The sequence below is a fragment of the Vibrio toranzoniae genome, from assembly GCF_024347655.1.
GTDB classification, from domain to species: Bacteria; Pseudomonadota; Gammaproteobacteria; order Enterobacterales; family Vibrionaceae; genus Vibrio; species Vibrio toranzoniae.
This window is the reverse complement of the sequence record NZ_AP025515.1, coordinates 1209262-1232152: the sequence shown is the minus strand read 5'-3', so window position 1 is coordinate 1232152 and position 22891 is coordinate 1209262. Positions and strand designations below refer to the sequence as shown.

The window sequence follows — 22891 nt, the reverse complement described above, 5'->3', positions numbered from 1 at the left end:
GTTCTGTCACATAACAAACATTTTGTTATATAAACAAGACTTGCCATTCCAAATGTGAATAAAAAAAGACCTAGCTCAACACTAAGTCTTAATTTTTATATATGAATAACTCGTTTATTCATCATCGAGTGGAATCAACTTGGTATTACCACCGTGTGCTTTCTCACGCTTACGTTGCACGAATGCGTAGAAGCCAGGGATTAGGAACGTACCCGCCAGTAATACACATAACAGGCCGCCGATCAGTGAAATACCCAGAGAGTTCTGGCTCACGTGCCCGGCACCCGCAGCGAAGATCAGTGGGAAGATGCCTAAGATGAACGACCAAGACGTCATATTTACAGCACGGAAACGCAGAGTACCGCCCTTCACTGCCGCATCTTCAATTGACGCATCTTTGTCTTCACGCTCAACTTTCGCGAATTCCACAATCAAGATTGCGTTCTTCGCGGCCAAGGCTATCAAGAGAACCAAACCAATTTGTGCATATAGGTTCAACGGTGTGCCCGTTAGGTTCAACGCCAAGAAGGAACCTAATGTTGCGACCGGTACCACTAGGATAATCGCAATCGGTATGGTCCAACTCTCGTATTGAGCCACCATGAACAAGTAGATGAAGATCAGTGCCAATGCAAACGCAAAGATCGCTTGGTTACCTGCGAGTACTTCTTGGTAAGCCATACCCGTCCATTCGTACTGGTAGCCTTGAGGCAGTACGTCAGCTGCAACACGTTCCATCGCCGCAATCGCATCACCACTTGAGTAACCCGGCGCTGGTTGGCCTTGGATCACTGCACTGCGGTACATGTTGTAACGCCATGCGACATCTGGTTCAAAGATCTGGTCGTAAGTCACAAGCGTACTTAGCGGGATCATCTCGCCATTAGACGAACGCACGTGGAATCGTTGGAGATCATCCATGCTGCTACGATGTTCACTGTCCGCTTGCATGGTTACACGGAAGTTCTTACCAAACATGGTGAAATCATTCACATACAGAGAACCTAGGTTACCTTGTAGTGTTTGGAAGATTTCCGACAACGGAATACCAAGTTGCTGCGCTTTCTCACGGTCAATGTCGACATAATAGTGCGGTACATTGGCACGGAAGGTACTGAATGTATGTGAAATCTCAGGCTGTTTAGCGGCCTCAGCAATCACGTCATTCATTACCATCGCTAGATCAGTTCGGCTACGGCCTAAGGTATCTTCAAGAACAAACTCAAATCCAGACGCTGCACCCATGCCCGGCACCGCAGGAGGCCCCATGGCAAACACAATAGCTTGAGGCAGCTCAGTCGCTGCTCGGCCATTAATACGTTGTGAGATAGCCTGCGCTGAATGTTGACCATCCAATGCATTACGCATGTCCCAATCATGGAGCTTGATGAACATCGACGCACCATTCGATGCAGATGCACCTGTCATGAATGCGTAGCCGTTAACCAGTGTTACACCATCAACACCCGGCTCTTGCTCAACCATCTCTAGTAATTGCTCAGTCACATCTTCTGTACGAGACAGTGATGCCGCGTCAGGAAGCTGCACGTTAACTAGCAAAATACCTTTATCTTCTTGAGGTACGAACGCCGTAGACGTTGTTTTCGCGAAGTAAGTAACAGCAGCCAAAGCCACTACAAAGAAAGTGAACAGCAAAACGCCTTTCTTAACTAAGAAGACAGCAATTTGACCGTATTTGTTAGTAACGGATTCTAGACCACGGTTAAACACTTGGTACCAACGTGCTGTGTTACCGCCACCTTGTTTGAGAACCAATGAACACAATGCTGGTGACAGCGTTAATGCGTTAATCGAAGAGATAACAACGGCGATACAGATAGTGAGCGCGAACTGACGATACATGATGCCGGTAATACCTGGCAGCATCGCGACTGGAATGAATACCGCTAACAGTACCAAAGTAGACGTAATGATCGGACCCGTTACTTCTTTCATTGCGATAAGTGTGGCTTTACGTGGTGAAATCGTTGGATCTTTGGCCATTGTGGTATCAACGTTCTCGATAACCAAGATCGCATCATCGACTACAATACCAATCGCCAATATCAAACCGAACAGGGTTACCGTGTTGATGGTAAAACCCGTCATCTGCATGATGGCAAACGTACCGATCAAAGATACTGGAATCGCGACGACAGGAATCAAGGTTGCACGCGCACTACCCAAGAACAGATAAGTCACTGCGATAACCAGTAAGATAGCTTCGATCAGCGTTTTTACTACCCCTTTGATCGATTCGGCAACGAACAATGTGGTGTCATAACTCGCTTCATAAGCAACACCTTCAGGGAAGTTTTCGCTTAGGTTCTCCAGCATCGTCATGACCGCTTTACCACTTTCCAGCGCATTCGCGTCTGACTGAAGTGACAGTGCTACGATTGAAGCGTCTTGACCACGGTATTTACCATTGCCATCGTAGAACTTTTTACCAAGCTCAACACGCGCCACGTCTTTTAAATAAACCGTCGAACCGTCTTGATTTGCGCGAAGCACTACATTTTCAAACTCATCAGCCGTTTCTAGTCGGCCTTTTGTTACCAAGTTGAACTGCACTTCTTGCGCGTTGTTATAAGGTGCTGCGCCAATACGGCCAGCAGCGACTTGAACGTTCTGTTCCGCCAATGCGCGATTCACATCAGAGGTGGTGATATTGAGGTTAGCCATTTTTTCAGGATCTAACCAAACACGCATTGCGTATTCACCGCCACCCAATACATTCACTTCACTAATACCAGTAACACGCGCTAACTGGTCTTTAACGTTTAAGTTGATGTAGTTGATCAGGAATTGATCGTCATATTCACCGTTTGGCGAGTAGAAGTTCAATACCATCAACAGGTCAGGTGAACGCTTCTTAACCGTTACGCCGACCATTCTAACTTCTTGTGGAAGCTTGGATTCGATTTGAGCAACTCGGTTCTGAACGTTGACCTGAGCCATGTCTGGATCGGTACCAACATCAAAGGTCACATTAAGGTTGTATGAACCATCATTAGCACTCTTAGAAGACATGTAGATCATATTTTCAACACCGTTAACCGATGTTTCTATGGGGTCGGCTATCGCCTGTTCTACTACTTCCGCACTTGCACCAGTATAGAAAGCTGACACACTAACAGAAGGCGGGCTAATTTTTGGATATTCAGCCACTGGCAAGATAGCGAGAGAGATCGCACCCGCCAGCGTTAAAATTATGGATATGACAAGGGCAAACTTAGGCCTTTGAATAAAGAAACGACTCAACATAAATAGCTCCCTTACTCAGCTTGGTCAACAGAAGGCTGAATGCGAACAGACATACCGTTACGCACACGCTGTAAGCCTTGAGTGATGACCGCGTCGTCCCTCTCTAGTCCAGAACGAACAATCACGCCATCTTCAATCTGACGACCCATCTCGATGTTTCTGCGCTCAGCCACTGGAGCCGCTTCGCCTTCAACTAGCACCATGACAAAGTCGCCCTCAAGGTCGGTTTGAACCGCGCGGCGAGGAATAGTCACTACATCAATAGATTGTTTCTCACGAAGATTAACACGAACGTGCTGACCCGGAAGCAGTTGTTGATCTGGGTTATTAGCAATCGCACGCATCGCGATAGTACCGGTATTAAGGTTGATACGGTTGCCCAAGAAGTCGAGTTCACCGAGGTGTTCGAATGCTTTACCATTTTCAAGCATGATCTGAACTTCAACACGAGCAGAATCGCTGCTGCCGTCGCCTTCAATACGGTCCATACCCAGCTCAATACGCTCACGCTCACTAATGCTGAACGAAGCATGGATTGGATCTAAGCTAACCAAAGTCGTAAGAACACCTGAAGATGGTGACACTAAGTCACCTTTACTCACTTTGGTGTCACTGATTCTTCCAGAGAAAGGCGCGATAATTTTGGTGTGAGAAAGTTGGACATTTGCGGCATTTAGCTGAGCTTGGCTTGCTTCAAGCTGAGCTCGAGAACCCAGTAGGTTTGCCGTCAATGCATCAAATTCCGATTGAGAAATACTGCCTTTAGGAAGTAGGTTTTTACCACGGTTGAAATCAAGTTCGGCCTTTTTAAGGTTTGCATTCGCTTGAGCGACAGACGCTTTCGCATTGGCGACTTCAGCTTCAAATGACGATGGCTCAATCAAGTAAAGTAATTGGCCCTTCTCGACCATTTGACCTTCTTTGAAATGACGGCTTTTTAGATACCCTGAAACCTGAGCCGTGATCGCCGTATCTTCTACGGCTTCAATACGACCGATGTACGACTTACTTTGCTGGTGAGACACAACGCTAACATCCTGTACAGCTACGAGAGGTAAAGGCGCTTGCTTGATATTCTGAGCATCTTGCCCACATCCAACAAGAATAATTGAGCTTGCAAGAGCCGTAAGGATTAACTTTTTACGCATGGTTATACCGTCACTTATGAGAAATTGAACAGCATAAAAGTTACGTAACACACATATCTAAAATGTCCGAGGAGTATCAATTATCACTTGAAAAGTGTTTCAACGTGTAACGAGCAACCTGATGCTTATAAAACACTTACAAACAAGTAACAATTTTACCCCAAATCGCCCTTCCCACTTTTATCAACTAGGTATATTGACTAACATCATGTATCTTCGTACATAAGCATTCATATTTAATTACTTAAGGTAATTCTCATGATTTCAAAATGGGCTAAACGTTTCTATCAAATGGCAGAGCTGGTTGGCTCTTGGAGTAAAGATCCATCCACTCAAGTTGGTGCTGTCATCACCAAACACAACCGTATCGTTTCAGTAGGCTTTAATGGCTACCCTCATGGCGTATCTGATAGTGCTGATACTGATGATCGTGAAATGAAATACCTAAAAACGTTGCATGCAGAAGAAAACGCAATCTTGTTCGCTAAGCGTGATTTAGACAGTTGTGAAATCTGGGTGACTCACTTCCCTTGTCCAAACTGTGCAGCAAAAATCATCCAAACGGGTATCTCCGCGGTTCACTGCCCTGAGCAAAGTGAAGATTTCCTTTCTCGTTGGGGAGACAAGATCAAGGTAAGCCAAGATATGTTCGAACAAGCTGGCGTGCAAGTCGATTGGTTGCCAATCGCAGACTTAGACTAACTTCGGTTAGTTGACCTGTTTATTGATCAAAAAGACACAAAAAAGCCGAGAGTCGATGATATCGCTCTCGGCTTTCTTTATATTCGGCTAGTTTCATTCACAAAAGAAACGAGGATTAGGCGGTAGCTGGAAACTCTTCAGCATACGCTTCCATAAAATCTTTGCGAATATCTTGCTCTAGGTGGACCGCTTTTTCGGTTGGGCAGAAAATCATAAAGTGAACTTCTTGCTCACCCGTAGGGCTGCTAGTGATATGGATATGAGGTTCTGAGCCTGGAAGATCGACACCTGCGTGTTTCTCAATCATACCGTTATAACGGCGCGCAACATCAATAAACTCCTCACAATGCTCTTCAATTTTAACGATAAGATCTGGCAACATCGGATACAAGTTGACAAAATCCCTCACCGTCACTGAGAAGTTGTGATAGACGTACCGCTTCATGAAATTAAGGTTCTTCACGGGATAAGTGAAAAACATACTGTTGGGTAGTGTTGCTGTCTTACCTGTGAAGTGATACTGCCCGTGATAAAGGTCAATTTCCTGGATCACAGTCGCCATCAGATTATGCTCGATCACCTCACCACTGATTTTCCCTACCTCAATCCAATCACCGATTCGAAATGAACGTGAGCTTGCCCGTTGAATTGAGCCAGTGAAGCACAAGATAATCTCTTTCGAGGCTACAACTATCGCGACGGCGATAGCGGTTACCGACAGTGCAAATTCGCTGATTTCAGATTTCCACAAAACAAACATCGTAAACACAACCACGGCAACCGTACCGTTCTTAGTTCGTGACATCCAATTGCGTTGGTCTTCGCTAAGAAAAGCAACATCACCTCGAATTTGAGACAAAGTGATTCGGCGAATAATCAAAATAATGCAAATGATCAGCGCACTAAAAATAAACTTATGAGTGAGTAGAAAGTCTATTGCTTGCCACATCTTTTCCATTACTTATCCTTTTAGCATTACAACAATTAGCTTTATAACGGCTAGCTATACAACAACTAACAGCTTTACAACGATTAGCGAAAAACTGTGCTATGAAAAAGCACCCAATTGTAGAACGCTCTTTCATGCTGATATCAGCTATAGATAAGGCTATCATTTTATCTGGGCAGAAGTAATAAATTGGCCAAAAGTTTCACACCAAATCACAACGGTATTAAATCGATTAAGATCAACACCTTCGGGAAGCTCAACCATAAATCGGTCGAATGTTTTTACATCTCCAACTCTCAATAGCTCGCTCTTGCTGTCATTGAAGGCCTGTTCAGTTTCAATAAACTTAGGTGAGAGGTAAACCTTGTAGTCAGGCCCCGGAGCCAATTCGCCTTCAAACGCAATCGCACTTTCAGACACCGAGACGATGCCCTCTCCCCAATGCAAGAAATCACTATCTTGGCGATCTTTACTAAATTCGCCCGTATAAATAGCTTGTTGTGAGATCGCTTCAACTGAACTCGAAGATGGAGAATCAGGCTCAATCAAGATAGGCAATGCATAAACACCTAGCCCAAAACCAACAGCACCCACGGCTAGGTGGGTGCAAAGTAAAACTAACTTTTTCATCGCGTACTCCCTTATGCTTAAAGAGAGTATTATTGAATAGTCTCAAAAATACAAAGAGATATCGCGTTATAGGCTGCTATTTCTGGTAATGCAGAGCAGTACGCTGAGACAGTTCCACAATCACTTTTACCGCCTGTTCCATACCTTGAATGGTAATGAACTCATGAATACCGTGGAAGTTATAACCGCCAGTAAAGATATTCGGGCAGGGTAACCCCATGAACGATAAGCGAGCACCGTCTGTACCGCCTCGAATAGGCTTGATCATCGGCTCAACATCACACTCAATCATTGCTTGCTTCGCCAACTCAATAATGTGTTGATGAGGTTCAACCATCTCTTTCATGTTGAAGTAACTATCAGTCAGCACCAACTCAACATGGCCTTTCTCTAGGCGTTCGTTCAGTTCATCGACTTTCTGTTGCATGAATATCTTACGCGCTTCTACGCCATCACGTTCAAAATCACGGATGATGTAACCCAACTCAGAGCGCGCAACGCCCATTTTAGCCGATTTCAAATGATAGAAACCTTCATAACCTTCGGTACATTCTGGTGTTTCTCGCGCCGGCATCATCAGTTGGAATTGAGCTGCAATGTTCATCGCGTTGACCATCTTACCTTTTGCGGTACCTGGGTGAACGTTGACACCATGACAGATAACATCGGCGCTGGTCGCGTTGAAGTTCTCAAATTCCAACTCACCGACAGGGCCACCATCAATGGTGTACGCCCACTCAGCGCCAAACTTCTCAACATCAAACAGATTCGCGCCACGGCTTATCTCTTCGTCTGGCGTGAATCCAATACAAATATCGCCATGTTTGATGTCTGGGTTCGCTTTGAGATAAGCAATCGCACTGATTATTTCAGCAATACCTGCTTTGTTATCGGCACCCAGTAAAGTAGTACCATCGGTCGTGATCAGGTCATGACCATGCAGAGCATCGAGGTCTGGGTATTGGCTTGGGTTTAAGCATTCTCCACTTGTGCCTAGCTCAATCGTTCCACCTTGATAATCTTTAATCACCTGCGGTTTCACGTTCGCGCCTGATGCGTCAGGAGCGGTATCCATGTGGGCGACAAAACCAATCGCAGGTACTGGGTAATCAACGTTCGACGGCAGTTTCGCCATCAAATAGCCATTTTCATCTAAAGAAACATCCACTAACTCTAATGCGATCAATTCTGACTTTAAGGCTTCAGCAAAGGTGATTTGACCCGGTGAACTTGGGCATTGCTGATTAGAAGGATCGGATTTTGTATCAAAAGTAACGTAATTCAGAAAACGTTCTACAAGCTTTTCCATAATTCATCTCACCATGGATTAAGTAATTGATTTACTGACTTAATATTTTGTATAGGTAAGTATTTTATTGTTAGGGAATTACCTACGCAGAGTCAGTAGCGAGGTTTTTCATCTTACGCCCCTGACCATCTATGTAATTGCTCTAAATCATTGTTGAGCGAAGTTAAATGAGCCGCCTATACTGTAAAAAGAGGGTTTCGTCAGTTCCAATATTGCATACGGATGATAAGCGATCGCTTTGTACGCATTCTACGCCCTTCGCTCTCAGCCTAACAAAAGTACAAAGTGGATGATGATCACAATTTATCCCTGATGCAGAATCTGTCATACGTTACACGGAGACACAGTTATGACGATTAATAAGTATTTTATTTTTTCTCCTCAAGCCTCTGAGGAAGCACTTCAACCTGTATTGACTGAGAAAGAAGTTCAAAGGCAGGAAGCTCTGAGGCTCGCGCAAACCCAAGGTGGGTTTGATACCAACGCGACCTCATAACTTGATAATACTCAGAACGTATTTATAGACCCCCTAAAAAAGAGCTCTACTTCTCTATGATGTAGAGCTTTTTGTCTTTAGGCCTTTCTTTCCTATTTCCAATAAGCCTTATTCAGGCGTCAGCCTATTCGCACTCTTTTACTTTCCGAACTTTATCTATAACTACTCGAGTACACTGCCATCTCATTTGTCACGCTGAAAAATGACTCATTAAACATCCCCCAGCCATACCTTGTCGTGCAATTTTGTGCTAATAATTCATATTCGTTTTCATTCCTCACTCGCCGTCTTTTCAAATGATTTTATGCGAGTACCAGAGAACTTAACCACAGGAATCCCGAATTCAATGGAATATTCAAAACTAGGAAGTAGTCAAATTCCCGTTTCCCGAATCTGTCTTGGTAGCATGACTTGGGGTCTGCAAAATACGCAACAGCAAGCCAACCAACAGATCGAATACGCACTAAGTCAAGGTATTAACTTTATTGATACCGCAGAGATGTACGCGGTGCCGCCTTCACCGGATACCTACGGTAAAACAGAAACGATTATCGGCAACTGGTTATCATGCAATCCACAGCGTCGCCAAGAATTAATCATCGCGAGTAAAATTGCGGGTCCAGGGCTGCCTTGGGTTAGAGACGGCGGCCCAATAACAGGTGAAGCCGTGATCGAAGCGGTGGATGCGTCATTAAAACGCCTACAAACCGACTACATTGATCTTTACCAACTTCACTGGCCAAATCGCACCACTCCTCACTTTGGCAAACATACCCCAAATCACATTCGATTCAGCGATATCGACCGAAAACAGCATGAAACGGAGATGTTGGAGATCCTACAAGCATTAGCGAGCTGTATTAAAGCGGGTAAGATCCGCCATGTAGGCCTTTCAGATGACACCACTTGGGGCATTAACACGTATCTTAAGCTAAGTGAAAAACACGATTTGCCACGAATGGCCTCTATTCAAAATGAGTTCAGCCTGCTACACGCGAAAGATTGGCCATATTTGATTGAGAACTGTGTGCATGAAGACGTCGCTTACCTGCCGTGGTCACCTTTAGCTGCTGGCATGTTAAGTGGCAAATACATTGATGGCGCAAGACCGAAAGGTAGCCGCTGGACATATATGCAGCGTAAAGGCATTTTCCGTGACACTGAATCTGCCAATGAAGCGGTGAAAGGTTATGTTGAAGTGGCGAAAGCACATGGGTTTACGCCAAGCCAGCTAGCGTTAGCGTGGTGTAATCAAGTCGATGGTGTAACCTCGACCATAATTGGCGCAACCACGATGGAACAGTTGAAAGAAAACGTAGCCGCTTTTAGTAAGCCGCTATCAGAAGAGATTCTCACCGACATCAACACGGTGTTTAAGCGTTATCCTGCCCCATATTAATCATACGGGTCAGCTAATCTTCTCGGTTCAGACTAGCCTTCTCACTTCAGCTTAACCTTGAGCAACTACATCAGACAAGAGCGCGCTATTTAGTGCGCTTTTCTTTTTTAAGTGGGTTGCTTTTGCTTTTTAGTGAATCGCATTGAGTTATACCAATCACAGTAAGTAAGTGTTCAGAAATAGCGCAGGAAAAAAGCTTGAGAACAAGGCAGAGATTTTCGATAAGTAGTTATTCTACAATCAAAATCTCTAACGCAGTTATCGAGCGTTTTAACAAGCTAGGGTGACCAGTTATTTACTACGATTGGTATTATCACGCTTTTGGTTATCCAACCTTTGCTCTATAATGCGCGGGCTTATATCTAGGATAAAAACATGATTTCAAAAAACCAATTAAAACTCCTTCGTGCTTTGGGCCAAAAGAAACAACGTAAAGCCCACAGCCTATTTCTAGTTCAAGGTGAAAAGAACGTTCTTGAGCTGTTCAATAGTGACCTAGTCGTAAAGAACGTCTTTGCTACGGCTGATTTCTTATCTGGAAATCACGCGTCATTGATTGAGTTTGATTGTGTTGAAGCTTCGCTAGATGACCTAACCAAGGCAAGCACTTTGGTAAGTAACAACGCAGCGATTGCAGTGGTTGAGATTCCAAAGGTTGAATTACCAGAAGCGAAAGGTTTGATGATTGCGCTGGATGGTGTTTCTGACCCAGGTAACCTAGGTACGATTATTCGTGTGGCAGACTGGTATGGCATCAAGCATATCGTTGCAAGCAGCGATTGCGCAGACCCATACAACCCTAAAACGATCAGTGCGACCATGGGTAGCTTTGGCCGAGTACACGTAAGCCAAACAGACTTACCTGAATACTTAGAGCAAGCGAGCCTGCCTGTTTACGGTGCGTTCTTAGAAGGTGAAAGCATTCATAAGACTGATTTCACTGCCAACGGCATTTTGCTAATGGGCAGTGAGTCTCACGGCATTCGTGAACACGCAGCTAAATTCGTGACCGATAAAATTACGATTCCAGCATTCGGTGATGCTGAGTCACTAAACGTAGCAATGGCGACAGGTATCATTCTCGACAACATCCGTCGTCAACATAGCTAGACCCCATAAGCTAACGAGCCAATCGACAGTGTTCAGATATTAAAAAAGGCGTATTGATTAAATCAGTACGCCTTTTTATTTGAGTTATTTTCAACAATTACTTTTCTAACATTGCCAACTTATCAGACACACCATTCCACTTTTCAGCGTCATCCATCGGTGCGGTTACTTCCGTTTGCACAGGCCAAATCTCAGCGAGCTCTGCGTTCACTTCGATAAAGATCTTTTGATCTTCTGGCAGCTCATCTTCTTGGAAGATCGCTTGAGCATCACATTCAGGTACACATAAACCACAATCAATACACTCGATTGGGTTAATTACCATGAAATTCGGGCCTTCATGGAACGCATCTGCGGGGCACACGGCCACACAGTCTGTGTATTTACATTGAATACAATTATCGCCTACGACAAATGCCATGATGCTCTGCTCTATAAGTTAGTCAAAATTGAAGAATGGGGATAATACTCATCCCAAAGCAAAATTCAACATCATACGACTCTAATATCGTGTCTATTTGCTCCATGTTTCCAAATTAGTATGACAGATAAATCAATTTCTCGTAAAATGCGCGCCATTGTGAGCTTATCGCTTCTTTCAACATCAGCGTTTTCATCAAACTCTGTGTTTAGAAGTGGTCTAGCTAAGACACCTATAAAAAACGAGACATCGAAATGATACGTTTAACCGAAATTAAACTCCCACTAGACCATGAAGAGTCTGCTATTCAAGACGCAATTGAAGCGAAGCTTGGTATTAACTCTGATCAGGTACTTTCTTTTAATATCTTTAAACGTGGCTACGATGCTCGTAAGAAATCGAAGATCCTACTTATCTACACGCTGGATGTTCTCGTTGAAAACGAAGCTGAGCTGTTAGAGCAATTCATCAGCGACCCGCACGTAAAAGTCACTCCAGACATGGAATACAAATTCGTTGCTAAAGCCGTTGAAAACCAAACTGAGCGCCCTGTTGTTATCGGCTTTGGCCCTTGTGGTTTGTTCGCTGGCCTAGTGCTTGCTCAAATGGGCTTCAACCCAATTATCGTTGAACGTGGTAAAGAAGTTCGTGAACGTACTAAAGATACCTTTGGTTTCTGGCGTAAGCGTACTCTGAACACAGAATCGAACGTGCAGTTTGGGGAAGGCGGCGCAGGTACATTCTCTGACGGCAAGCTGTACAGCCAAGTGAAAGATCCAAAACACTACGGCCGTAAAGTAATCGAAGAGTTCGTTGCAGCTGGCGCACCAGAAGAAATTCTATACGTAAGCAAGCCACACATCGGTACCTTTAAACTGGTTACCATGATCGAAAAGATGCGTGCGTCTATCATTGAACTAGGTGGCGAAATCCGCTTCAGTACTCGCGTAGACGACGTTCACATGGAAGACGGTCAAATCACTGGTCTAACACTTTCTAATGGTGAAGAGATTAAGTCTCGTCACGTTGTACTAGCAGTTGGCCACAGTGCTCGTGACACGTTCGAAATGCTACACGACCGTGGCGTTTACATGGAAGCGAAGCCTTTCTCTGTGGGTTTCCGTATCGAACACAAGCAATCAATGATTGATGAAGCTCGTTTCGGCAAGAACGCTGGCAACCCAATTCTAGGTGCCGCAGACTACAAACTGGTTCACCACTGTAAGAATGGCCGCACTGTATACAGCTTCTGTATGTGTCCAGGTGGTACTGTAGTTGCTGCAACGTCTGAAGAAGGCCGCGTAGTAACAAATGGCATGAGCCAATACTCTCGTGCAGAGCGTAACGCAAACAGTGCCATCGTTGTTGGTATCGACCCAGAACGCGATTACCCAGGTGACGCACTGGCTGGTATCCGTTTACAGCGTGAACTAGAAAGTGGTGCTTATGTTCTTGGTGGCGAAAACTACGATGCACCAGCACAGAAAATCGGTGACTTCCTGAAAGGTCGCGATCCAAGTGCAATCGGTGAAGTACAGCCGTCTTTCACACCGGGTATCCACCTAACAGACATTTCAAAAGCGCTGCCTGATTTTGCTATCGAAGCGATTCGTGAAGCCATCCCAGCGTTCGAGAAGAAGATCAAAGGCTTCTCTACGCCAGACGGCCTACTAACAGGTGTTGAGACTCGTACCTCTTCTCCTGTATGTATCAAGCGCGGCAAAGACTACCAAAGCATCAACCTTAAGGGCTTCTTCCCTGCAGGTGAAGGCGCAGGCTATGCTGGTGGTATCCTATCTGCTGGTATCGATGGTATTAAGGCTGCGGAAGCTTTAGCACTGTCTATGGTTGAACAGAACCAAGCTGAGAAGGTTGATATTGCTTAACTGTTAGCCAAAACCAAAAAATCCAGTGCCCTAAACGCACTGGATTTTTTATGTGCATGTGACTAGCGGTACACAAGCAACATGGTAGAATGCCGCCATTAATCTGATCCTTGTATAAGATTGTTGAACCTTTCCATCGCTATTTAGCCAAATCATACCGAGAAACTTATGCCATTTTCCAAGCTTGGATTAAGCTCACCTATTGTTAAAGCCGTTGCAAAACAAGGCTATGAAAAGCCAACTTCGATTCAAGAAAAAGCAATTCCAATTGTACTTTCTGGTAAGAACCTTATTGCGGCAGCACAAACAGGTACAGGTAAAACTGCGAGCTTTGTTCTCCCTATCTTAGAAATGCTAAGCAAAGGCGAAACGCAGCGTAAAAAACGTATTCGCGCCGTGATCCTTACACCAACTCGTGAGCTTGCGATTCAGGTTGAACAGAACATTACTAAGTACGCCAAGTTCCTAAACCTAACATCACTAGCGATGTACGGTGGCGTGTCTTACCAGCACCAAAAAGACCGTCTGATTGAAGGTGTTGATATTCTGGTTGCAACGCCAGGCCGTTTGATCGACATGTACGGACAACGTGCCGTTCACTTTGATGAAGTGGAAGTACTGGTTCTAGATGAAGCCGACCGCATGCTAGACATGGGTTTCATTGAAGACATCAACAAAATCATCGCGCGTTTGCCACAAGACATTCAAAACCTGTTGTTCTCAGCAACGCTTTCAACGCCAGTTCGTGCGCTAGCGAAAAGCGCAATCAGTGAAGCGGAAGAGATTTCGATTGCCAAGACTGACGCGTCTAAAGCGAACATTGAGCAATGGTTGGTAACGGTAGATAAAGACCGTAAATCAGCACTATTGAGCCACATGATTACCGAAGGTAATTGGGATCAAGCGCTTATCTTTATCGAAACTAAACACGGCGCGGCTAAGTTGGTGGCTCAACTTGAAAAGCGTGGCATTCAGGCAGAAGCTTTCCACAGTGGACGCAGCCAAGCGATTCGTGAAAAGATTCTGGCCGACTTCAAGAAAGGTCGCCTAAAATACTTAGTAGCAACAGGCGTTGCTGCGCGTGGTATCGATATCGATAACTTAAGCCGCGTAGTGAACTACGACATCCCATTCCCAGCGGACGACTATGTTCACCGAATTGGTCGTACAGGCCGTGCTGATGCGTCTGGTGAAGCGATCTCTTTCCTATCGAAAGACAACTTCAAGAACCTGTGCATTATTGAAAAACGCCTTGGTCACCTGATTGAGCGTCGTGTAGTGGAAGGCTTCGAACCACGCAAAGAAGTGCCGATTTCAGTGCTGAACTTCGTACCTAAGAAGAAAAGAGAACAGCAACAAGACTAAGTAATTTCAGTTACAGAAAATGCAAAAGTCGCGTTAGCCAAAATGAAAATAAAACGAAGCCCTATGTGGCTTCGTTTTGTTCTTTGAAATACATATAAAGTTGAGGTAACAAGATGATCACTCCTATCGCAACGAGATTAACCCGCGGGCAAGATCTTAAGCTTGAGATCCAGAGGTTAGTGACAGCGCACAGTATCTCGGCAGGTTCTATTGCGTCTTGTGTCGGGTGTGTTTCTCAACTCAATATTCGCTTAGCTAATGCCAACAATACCAAGCTAGTTCAAGCTCCGTTCGAAATCGTATCTGTGATGGCAACGTTAACGCCTAACCACCAGCACGTTCATATATCCGTTGCTGATGAGAATGGTGATGTGATTGGCGGGCATCTACTGGAGGGAACGATTATCGCCACCACGGCTGAATTGATTGTTCACCGTTACGATACTTTGACCTTCAACAGAGAGCATGATGATTCGACGGGCTACACTGAGCTCAATATCAGCAGTAACACGCAATAGATTTACTCATAACAGCGCCAAACGCCTCAGATAAAGCGATACCACCCAATAGCAATTAGGAAACACGATGGCTCCAAACTCCGCAGACTCCGTTATCGTTCTCGATTTCGAAACCACAGGCTTATCTCCCAACATGGGCGACCGAGCGATTGAGATCGGTGCAGTTAAGCTCGTTAACGGCGAAGTCGTCGACACCTTCCAGCAACTCATGAACCCGGGGTTTCGTGTTAGCGGGTTCATTGAAAGCTATACCGGAATCAGTAACCGTATGTTAAGCACGGCGGCCAGTTGCAGCGAAGTGATGGATGAGTTTGCAGACTTCATTCAAGACAGCCAACTTGTCGCTCACAATGCCTCATTTGATAAGCGTTTTCTCGATGCAGAGTTAGATTTTATTGGCCGAGGCTATACAGGTAAGTTCGCTTGCTCAATGTTGATTGCTCGCCGCCTGATCCAAGATGCACCGACCCATAAGCTAGGCGACCTTGTCCGTTTTAAGAATATCGACAACGACGGTACTTTCCACAGAGCGTTAGCCGATTCAGAGATGACAGCACGCTTATGGTTATTAATGATTGATGAGTTGCAAAGCGACCACGGCATTCAACAGCCAAGCTTTCAATTGATGCAGAAAATATCGAAGACAGCGAAAGGCTCTATCCCAAAACTGTTGGTGAGTAATCGAGGTTAAAACCCTTACTATACGATAATGGCTGTAAAGCTGATTGATTTAACAAGATCAGCCTTTTCATTTATTAACGAAGCTTACTGGTAGCCTACTCCTGCAGTGTCATCAGCGTTGATTTGAGACTCTCTAGTTCATTCATGAAATAAGACCATTGCTTATCACTGCTCACTGTGGCGATCTCGACTAAGAACCTAGCTGATGTCTGCATATTCTTATTAAGCTTAGATTCCAATTCGTCTGGATAATAAGCTTCGTTGTTCAAAAGCAGGTTCATAATAATTGGCTGCGTAATATGCAGATCGGTCTTCTTTTGCATCAGTGTCGATAGATCTTGATAAGTGTTATTTTGATATTGGCGCCAGCTATCATTGGTATTAATCCACTCTTGAGACCAAGTTGAAATAATCTGTTGTTGCTCTTTCGATACCGATCCTAGCCATCGCTCTAGTCTCTCTTCTATTCGACTCCGATATCGTTCCCTCGAATCTTCATCATTCAATGATAACCTTTCTTCGTAATAGTCTTGCTGCTTTTCTCTGAAGTTCTTTAAGAATTCGTTATCTTGCTTAGGAGTAAACTGCATACTTAACCCGTAAACATCGGGAGCCAATTTATTAACGATAGAACGAATATGATGTTTAATTTGCTCACTCTGGTCAACGATAAACACAGAATTAATATCGGAGCGAGCAATACTTTGAATCACTTCTAATTGCGAAATATACAGCGGAAGTTGAGTTTCTTTATGCCATTGCTGTAATAAATCGAGGCGCTCTTCGAGCTCTGATTCTTGACTATTAGATAGTGAAACAAAATCTTCGATATAGCTAACCGCAAACCAACTTATATTGTTATAGGCGAATTTCGTCCCACACCCGGAAAATAGAAAGCACACGAATACGACTAACCAACGGCATTTCCTCATTACACCCTCTCATCACATGTTACTGGCCAACGAACACCAAAATGGTCTTATCAGATTACTGTTGACCTTATAACATTAGCTATAAAAGCACCTTATCGTAAAAACTTTCAGATAAATTGAGACTTCACCTTGCTAAACCGTCTATTTAGGCAAATGATTAAAATAAAACTTACGACTAGCAGTGATATTATTCGACTTTTTATTGTTCATTGAGAACAATGCAATACATATTAGCGGTATGTATTTTGCATAGATTATAATGGTTAGTATTTGGGAGGCAAGCTATGGCCGCTATTCCTCATCATACAAGCGAATTAGAATATGAGCTTTGCTATTTTGACGCTGGAAAAATAACCACAATTACGATATTCGCTAATAATCGACAGGAAGCGATGACTTGGTATCTTAGCGAAGGAAAACATATCAACGATCTTTATTCCATCAGACCTGATGAATAGATCAACTGTGGAACCCCCTTTACTGCATTGTCGTTAATATTACACTTTGCAGTAAAGGGCTTTAGTCTCGAATTACTTCAGGATTCGGGCACGGAATTGACGACCCTTCATTTTCCCTGATTCTATTTTACCTAGCGCTTTCTTAGACACCGATCTTTCTACCGCTACGTAGGCACGCATTGCAAACAAGTTGATCTTACCTACTGATTTTCCATCAATACCACCTTGACCAGTCAATGCGCCAAGAATATCACCCGCACGAAGCTTGGCTTTCTTACCGCCATCAATCTGGATGGTTACCATGTTTGAGTAGTAAGGCTTAGCAATTGGTTTTGCTGGTAACTCAGATGGCTCTATCGGCATGTCCATGTATTCATCAATTTGAGCAACACGGTACATCTCTTTTTCGCTAAAGAAACTGATAGCTACGCCTTTGCTTCCTGCACGGCCAGTACGACCAATGCGGTGTACGTGAACTTCAGGGTCGCGAGATAGCTCAAAGTTGAATACAGCATCTAGGTTATCGACATCAAGGCCACGAGCCGCAACGTCTGTCGCAACTAGAATCGAGATCGTTTTGTTTGAGAACTGAACCAAAGCTTGGTCACGTTCACGTTGCTCCATGTCGCCATGAAGTTCGATAACGCTGAAACCACGGTGGCTTAGCTCATCGTTTACGTTCTGCACTTCTTTCTTCGTGTTACAGAACACAACCGCTGATTCTGGTTGATGATGAAGTAACAACAACTCTAGAGCGTCATCACGAGCTTCAGAACCTTCTAACTTATAGAAGTGTTGCTGGATGCTTGAGTGGTCGTGCGTTGATTCAACCTTCACCATTTCTGGGTTACGCATAATGCGGTCTGCAACAGATTTGATCTGTTTAGGGAAAGTTGCACTGAAGAGCAGAGTTTGGCGTTCTTTTGGCGCCGCTTCAATCACTGCATCCAAAGCATCTTGGAAGCCCATTTCTAGCATGCGGTCGGCTTCATCCAACACAAGCGTGTTCAACTCAGATAGGTCAATACGATCTTTTTCTAGATGGTCAAGGATACGGCCAGGCGTGCCCACAAGAATGTGTGCGCCATGCTCTAGTGAACCAATCTGTGGGCCCATTGGCATACCGCCACATAGTGTCAGCACTTTAATATTGTGAATACCACGAGCAAGAGTACGGATCTCTTTTGCTACTTGGTCTGCAAGCTCACGAGTCGGACATAACACTAAAGACTGAACACGGAAACGCTTAACGCGTAGGTTCTGCAGCACGCCTAAACCAAAAGCAGCTGTTTTACCTGAACCCGTTTTACCCTGACCGATAACGTCCTTACCATTTAGGATTGTAGGAAGACTTAACGCTTGGATCGGCGTCATTTCAGTATAACCAAGAGAATCTAACGTATTTAGAAGCTCTGGCTTAAGGGCGATTGAAGAGAATTTTGAAGTGCTCAATGGAAATATCCAACTGGTGAAAAACAGAGTGCATTATGAGTGTTTTTGAAAATTATTCCACCTTAATCACAGTTTTGAAGAAACATGTTAGGCAGACACAAAAAAGCCAGCTTTGTTAGCTGGCTTATCGTCATTTTCGAATTGCTTCCTATGGCACACCGTGACCTTTAGATGCAACCCAAACGCGATACCATTGTTCGCGAGTCAGTTCAATTTTCAATGCATCAACGGCTGTCTTCACACGTTCAATCTTACCTGAACCGATAATCGCAATTGGGTTAGACGGTAAACGACGAACCCAAGCATAAATAACTTGGTCAATGCTGTCTGCACCCACTTCTTGGCGAATCGCTTCTAGTTCATCACGTACGCGAATCGCTTGCTCTGAATCGCCATTGAAAATGCTACCACCACCTAAACAAGACCACGCCATTGGGCGTATACGATTCATCTGCAGTTGATCTAAGGTGCCATCATGGGCAACTTCGAAGTTCAACGGGTTAATTTCGACTTGGTTGGTAATGAGTGGCTTACCTAGTCGAGATTGCAGCAGTTCAAACTGGCGCGGTGAAAAGTTTGATACGCCGAAGTGTTTAACTTTGCCGACCTTATGCAATTCTGCAAAAGCTTCTGCAACCTCATCCGCATCCATAAGTACATCTGGACGATGAATCAGTAATACATCAAGTTCGCTTACACCCAAACGTTCTAGAGAATTATTTACGGATTGGTAAATATGGTGCGCGCTGGTGTCATAGTGATTGATCTTACGATCAGGAGTGTGGTCACCACACAAGTTGATGTCGCACTTGGTGACGATTTGGATCTCACCACGAAGGCTTGGCTCAAGCGCTAATGCCTCACCAAATAACTTTTCACATTGGTAGCTACCGTAAATATCGGCGTGATCAACCGTTGTGATACCAAGATCAATATGCTGCTTAAGGAAAGTCAGGCGTTGTTGCGGGGTCATGCCCCACTCTGCTGTACGCCAGTATCCTTGCACCAGCTCAGAGAGTTCTAAGCCTTGCGGCGCTGTCGTTACTTTTGCAACCATGGGTTGTCTCCTTTATCAATACTGAGCGTATCCTAAGCTCGTTTTACTGAAGGCTCAACGTATAACAATTGGCAAAACTAAACGCTTACTAAAAATGTGAGAGCCACATGAAAAACGAACACAGAAATGAAGAATAGCTTGCTGTCTGCCCGTGAACCGTTAACCCAAAAGGCTTGTTGCTCTAATGAAATACGAGAGCATCTATAAATTTGAGCCATTAAAAACGATTTAGTTCAACTGTTAGGTCGCCACCATCAGTATGTAACAGAACCCAAGGCTCTGAGGTACGAGAAGAAGAAGATGAGGAAGAACGAGGAACATTCCATAGGCTCATTTGCTCGGATGAATGGTGTGGCGCATTAATAAACTCAACAAGCTGCTTATCTACCTCATCAAAACCAACACCCTCACGTTTCGCTTGTTCGAGTTGAGCGACGACATCGAACTCATCTTCCCCTATATGAATTGAACTGAGAGCAAAGCCATCTTGACGAAGGTAAGCCTGAAGCTTCGTATAACTTAACTTTGAATACGGTAGGCTTAAGCGAACCACTTCAATACTTGATTCACCTAACTCCAGTTCAACGTAAACATCCAGATCGTAATATTTAGTTTGGTCACTGCACAACACAGTGCCTTCGATCTCGCCGCAATCCATAAGATCGATATCATTAATATAGTGTTGGGAACTCGGTTGAACTGAGCTACTGTTGAACACAGTTCGCAGCCACCAGCTTTCGGTTGCTTGTGCGGAGAATGCAATTGCATTCAAAACCAGTAACAAAGGTAGGGTTAAGGCAGGAAAAGTTCTCATTAATTGTGCTTATTTTGCGCGGTAAGAATCGTCCATTATACGCGACCGATCAGCAAACAAACGCCTGAACCACAAATTTTAGGCAAAAAAAAAACGGGCATACATGCCCGCTAAATAAATTCTATCGCTGAATAACGTAATCCGTCACGTTGAGAACCATTACGGAACTAACAATACCATTCCGCCGACTCACATACAGTGCGTCATACCAATTATTTATAGCCACCTTCGATCGCTGGCTCTTCAAGCGATAGTCTTACTTTATTACGTTGAATGGCTTCAGGCGGCAAACTGATGAAACCATATTGGTTCAACACGCCTTGATGCTCTTCCGACAAAGTCAGCCCAACAAAGAACTTCTCTTGCTCGGTAAGTCCTTTGCGATGCGCTGGAATGTTCAGGTACATATAATAAACCGTGGCTAACGGGTAGCGAGCACTCATATGCCATAAAGTAAACCGTGAGCTTGTGACTTACATTCCGTTATATGCAACATCACAGAATACATTTGATGAATTTGCCATTATCTTGAAATTCAAGCGTTGTTTTAAAGGAAGTTAAAAAATAACGAGCCCCATAAATACAAAAAGGACGATATTCTTCGTCCTTTTTATTTTCAGACTCAATATAAAATTGAGCGATAATGTGGAAATAAGTCAGAGCTTAAACGTTTCCATCCTAGCTTGAAGATTATGAGCAAGGCTGCTAATTTGCTGACAAGCTACCGCTGTTTGCGATGCCCCCTCAGCCATTTCTGTAGATGTACTATTAATCTGATCGACACTACGATTAAGCTCTTCAGAAACTGAATTTTGTTCGCTGCACGCCGTTGCGATTTGAGTGCTCATTTGAGCAATATTATCAACCGATTGTTCAATTTCTTGGATTTGACTGCCTGCCTCATTGACCTGCTCGACACACTGAGCAATCCCGGCTTGGCAATCACGGCTTGAGCTCCCCATCTTGTTGGTGTTTTCTTGCAGTTGATTGACTATTTCGACAATTTGCGAGGTAGAATCTTGCGTACGTTGAGCCAATGAACGAACTTCATCAGCCACTACCGCGAATCCTCGTCCTTGCTCCCCCGCACGCGCAGCTTCAATGGCCGCATTGAGTGCAAGTAGGTTTGTCTGTTCTGCGATACCACGAATCACGTCAACAACTAGGTTGATGTTATTCGAGCTAGATTCAAGCTCTTGTGCTAAGTCATCAGAGTCTTGAATGGTTTGTGACACTCGCTCTATGACAGCAGTGGTACGTTGAAGAGTATCTGTTCCCTTTTTTGTCACCTCGGTAGCTGAGTAAGCAGACGTCGCACCAACCTCGGTGTTTTGTGCTACTTCCCCTACTGCTGCTTGCATTTCTGTCATTGCCGAAGCAACAGAACTCAGTTCAAGCTGTTGATTCTGCATGCCAGAAGCGGTTTGAGAGGAGATAGCACTCACTTCCTCTACCGCCGCTGTAAGCTGAATTGTGGAATCGCTGATATCAGAAACCAATGAATGCAAGTTGCCTTGCATTGTTACTAGCTCTTTCAACAAAGTACCTAACTCATCTTTAGTAAGCTCTTTCTCATCAATCGTGTTGTTCAACTGACCTTGCGCTATCTTGGAAGCAAACGCCAATGCACGATCAACAGGACGACAAATCGCACGAGAAAGTACGACAGAAGACAGTCCTATAACAATGAAAATCACTACTGCACCAATGCCTGCACTATATTTAGTAGCAAGCGCTTCTGCATGAACCTCTTCACCAATATGGTTGACCAACTCATTATTTAAGGCAAGCGTATCGTCCAAACTTTTAAGTGCTTTTGAATAGGTGGAGAAACTGGATAGCACGATTTTATTTGCTTCATCAGGCTTCCCCTGACTCAACAAGTCATTATAAGGCCTAGTTTCTTGTATATATTGACTCCAAGTATCCTTGAAGGTGTTAAACGACTTCTTTTCTTCAGGATTAAGAGCCAGAGATTCAAAATCAGCAATACCTGATTGTACATCTGCACGCCATTGATCTAGATCTTTCAGCCATTCACCAATTTGAGGACTATTTCCATTTGGTAATAATGAAAACTCATCTTTTCGCACTTTAGTAATGTCTACTTGGATTCCCTTCAGAATAGCGACAGAAGGTAAACTCTTCTCTGTAAGAACTGAAATATCCTTATTAAGCGTCGATAAACTCAGTACCAACATCATCGATACTGCTGCAAATACAATAAATACGGTTAAATAGCTCAACCATATTTTTTTTACGACACTTAAATCTTTAATACTCATAAACTTACTCCA

General features: G+C 44.1%; 20 protein-coding genes and 1 pseudogene. 9 read left to right on the top strand and 12 right to left on the bottom strand.

The genetic code is table 11. From position 1 onward, the window contains the following. Positions 1–114: 114 nt before the first annotated feature. Both OCU50_RS19815 and OCU50_RS19810 read right to left on the bottom strand, forming a co-directional pair. A complete protein-coding gene (locus OCU50_RS19815; RefSeq protein ID WP_060469383.1) occupies positions 115–3267 on the bottom strand; it encodes an efflux RND transporter permease subunit in 3153 nt (1050 codons plus the stop codon). An 11-nt stretch (positions 3268–3278) separates the two neighbouring features. Continuing rightward, complete coding sequence (locus tag OCU50_RS19810; protein WP_060469382.1) at positions 3279–4415, bottom strand: efflux RND transporter periplasmic adaptor subunit; 1137 nt, start codon at positions 4413–4415, stop codon at positions 3279–3281. A gap of 258 nt (positions 4416–4673) precedes the next feature. Here OCU50_RS19810 and OCU50_RS19805 point away from each other — a divergent pair, with 258 nt between their 5' ends. Continuing rightward, positions 4674–5117, top strand: coding sequence for a dCMP deaminase family protein (locus OCU50_RS19805; protein WP_017058015.1), 444 nt, complete (start codon positions 4674–4676; stop codon positions 5115–5117). 115 nt (positions 5118–5232) lie between these two features. Here OCU50_RS19805 and OCU50_RS19800 read toward each other — a convergent pair whose 3' ends face one another. From OCU50_RS19800 to pepT, 3 genes are all read right to left on the bottom strand, one after another. Beyond that, complete coding sequence (locus OCU50_RS19800; protein ID WP_060469381.1) at positions 5233–6075, bottom strand: mechanosensitive ion channel family protein; 843 nt, start codon at positions 6073–6075, stop codon at positions 5233–5235. A 153-nt stretch (positions 6076–6228) separates the two neighbouring features. Beyond that, entirely contained in the window at positions 6229–6696 is a 468-nt protein-coding gene (locus tag OCU50_RS19795) for a DM13 domain-containing protein (protein WP_060469380.1), read from the bottom strand. A gap of 76 nt (positions 6697–6772) precedes the next feature. Continuing rightward, entirely contained in the window at positions 6773–8005 is a 1233-nt protein-coding gene (pepT, locus tag OCU50_RS19790) for a peptidase T (protein WP_060469379.1), read from the bottom strand. A 349-nt stretch (positions 8006–8354) separates the two neighbouring features. Between pepT and OCU50_RS19785 the strand changes: the two genes are divergently transcribed. From OCU50_RS19785 to OCU50_RS19775, 3 genes are all read left to right on the top strand, one after another. Further along, positions 8355–8501 carry a hypothetical protein gene (locus OCU50_RS19785; RefSeq protein WP_165905184.1) on the top strand — a complete coding sequence of 49 codons (147 nt, stop codon included), beginning with the start codon at positions 8355–8357 and terminating at the stop codon, positions 8499–8501. A 346-nt stretch (positions 8502–8847) separates the two neighbouring features. Next, entirely contained in the window at positions 8848–9900 is a 1053-nt protein-coding gene (locus OCU50_RS19780) for an aldo/keto reductase (RefSeq protein WP_060469378.1), read from the top strand. A 375-nt stretch (positions 9901–10275) separates the two neighbouring features. Continuing rightward, positions 10276–11010 (top strand): RNA methyltransferase, encoded by a 735-nt coding sequence (locus tag OCU50_RS19775; protein ID WP_060469377.1) that lies wholly within the window; start codon positions 10276–10278, stop codon positions 11008–11010. A gap of 97 nt (positions 11011–11107) precedes the next feature. Here OCU50_RS19775 and fdxA read toward each other — a convergent pair whose 3' ends face one another. Beyond that, positions 11108–11431: a ferredoxin FdxA gene (gene fdxA, locus OCU50_RS19770; protein WP_060469376.1), complete on the bottom strand. Its 324-nt coding sequence runs from the start codon at positions 11429–11431 to the stop codon at positions 11108–11110. 254 nt (positions 11432–11685) lie between these two features. On the opposite strand from fdxA, the gene OCU50_RS19765 reads away from it, so the two are divergent. From OCU50_RS19765 to OCU50_RS19750, 4 genes are all read left to right on the top strand, one after another. Then, a complete protein-coding gene (locus OCU50_RS19765) occupies positions 11686–13317 on the top strand; it encodes an NAD(P)/FAD-dependent oxidoreductase (protein WP_060469375.1) in 1632 nt (543 codons plus the stop codon). Positions 13318–13485: 168 nt separating this feature from the next. Then, positions 13486–14682 carry a DEAD/DEAH box helicase gene (locus OCU50_RS19760; protein WP_017058006.1) on the top strand — a complete coding sequence of 399 codons (1197 nt, stop codon included), beginning with the start codon at positions 13486–13488 and terminating at the stop codon, positions 14680–14682. Between the two features lie 113 nt (positions 14683–14795). Beyond that, positions 14796–15200, top strand: coding sequence for a PPC domain-containing DNA-binding protein (locus OCU50_RS19755; protein WP_060469374.1), 405 nt, complete (start codon positions 14796–14798; stop codon positions 15198–15200). Positions 15201–15267: 67 nt separating this feature from the next. Beyond that, positions 15268–15891, top strand: a complete 624-nt coding sequence (locus tag OCU50_RS19750) for a 3'-5' exonuclease (RefSeq protein WP_060469373.1) — start codon at positions 15268–15270, stop codon at positions 15889–15891. Positions 15892–15976: 85 nt separating this feature from the next. Here OCU50_RS19750 and OCU50_RS19745 read toward each other — a convergent pair whose 3' ends face one another. After that, a complete protein-coding gene (locus tag OCU50_RS19745; RefSeq protein ID WP_060469372.1) occupies positions 15977–16813 on the bottom strand; it encodes a DUF6279 family lipoprotein in 837 nt (278 codons plus the stop codon). 284 nt (positions 16814–17097) lie between these two features. On the opposite strand from OCU50_RS19745, the gene OCU50_RS19740 reads away from it, so the two are divergent. Beyond that, positions 17098–17271, top strand: a complete 174-nt coding sequence (locus tag OCU50_RS19740; protein WP_017058002.1) for a hypothetical protein — start codon at positions 17098–17100, stop codon at positions 17269–17271. Between the two features lie 72 nt (positions 17272–17343). On the opposite strand, the gene dbpA is transcribed toward OCU50_RS19740, so the two are convergent. The 5 genes and pseudogenes from dbpA to OCU50_RS19715 all read right to left on the bottom strand — a co-directional run bounded on the left by dbpA (position 17344) and on the right by OCU50_RS19715 (position 22879). Next, positions 17344–18723 (bottom strand): ATP-dependent RNA helicase DbpA, encoded by a 1380-nt coding sequence (gene dbpA, locus OCU50_RS19735; protein WP_060469371.1) that lies wholly within the window; start codon positions 18721–18723, stop codon positions 17344–17346. Positions 18724–18871: 148 nt separating this feature from the next. Beyond that, positions 18872–19780: an aldo/keto reductase gene (locus tag OCU50_RS19730; protein ID WP_060469370.1), complete on the bottom strand. Its 909-nt coding sequence runs from the start codon at positions 19778–19780 to the stop codon at positions 18872–18874. A 217-nt stretch (positions 19781–19997) separates the two neighbouring features. Beyond that, positions 19998–20594, bottom strand: coding sequence for a hypothetical protein (locus OCU50_RS19725; RefSeq protein ID WP_060469369.1), 597 nt, complete (start codon positions 20592–20594; stop codon positions 19998–20000). A 212-nt stretch (positions 20595–20806) separates the two neighbouring features. Continuing rightward, positions 20807–21037 (bottom strand): annotated as a pseudogene (locus OCU50_RS19720) (PstS family phosphate ABC transporter substrate-binding protein); the annotation flags it as partial. Between the two features lie 213 nt (positions 21038–21250). Next, positions 21251–22879, bottom strand: coding sequence for a HAMP domain-containing methyl-accepting chemotaxis protein (locus tag OCU50_RS19715; protein ID WP_060469367.1), 1629 nt, complete (start codon positions 22877–22879; stop codon positions 21251–21253). Positions 22880–22891 lie beyond the last annotated feature (12 nt).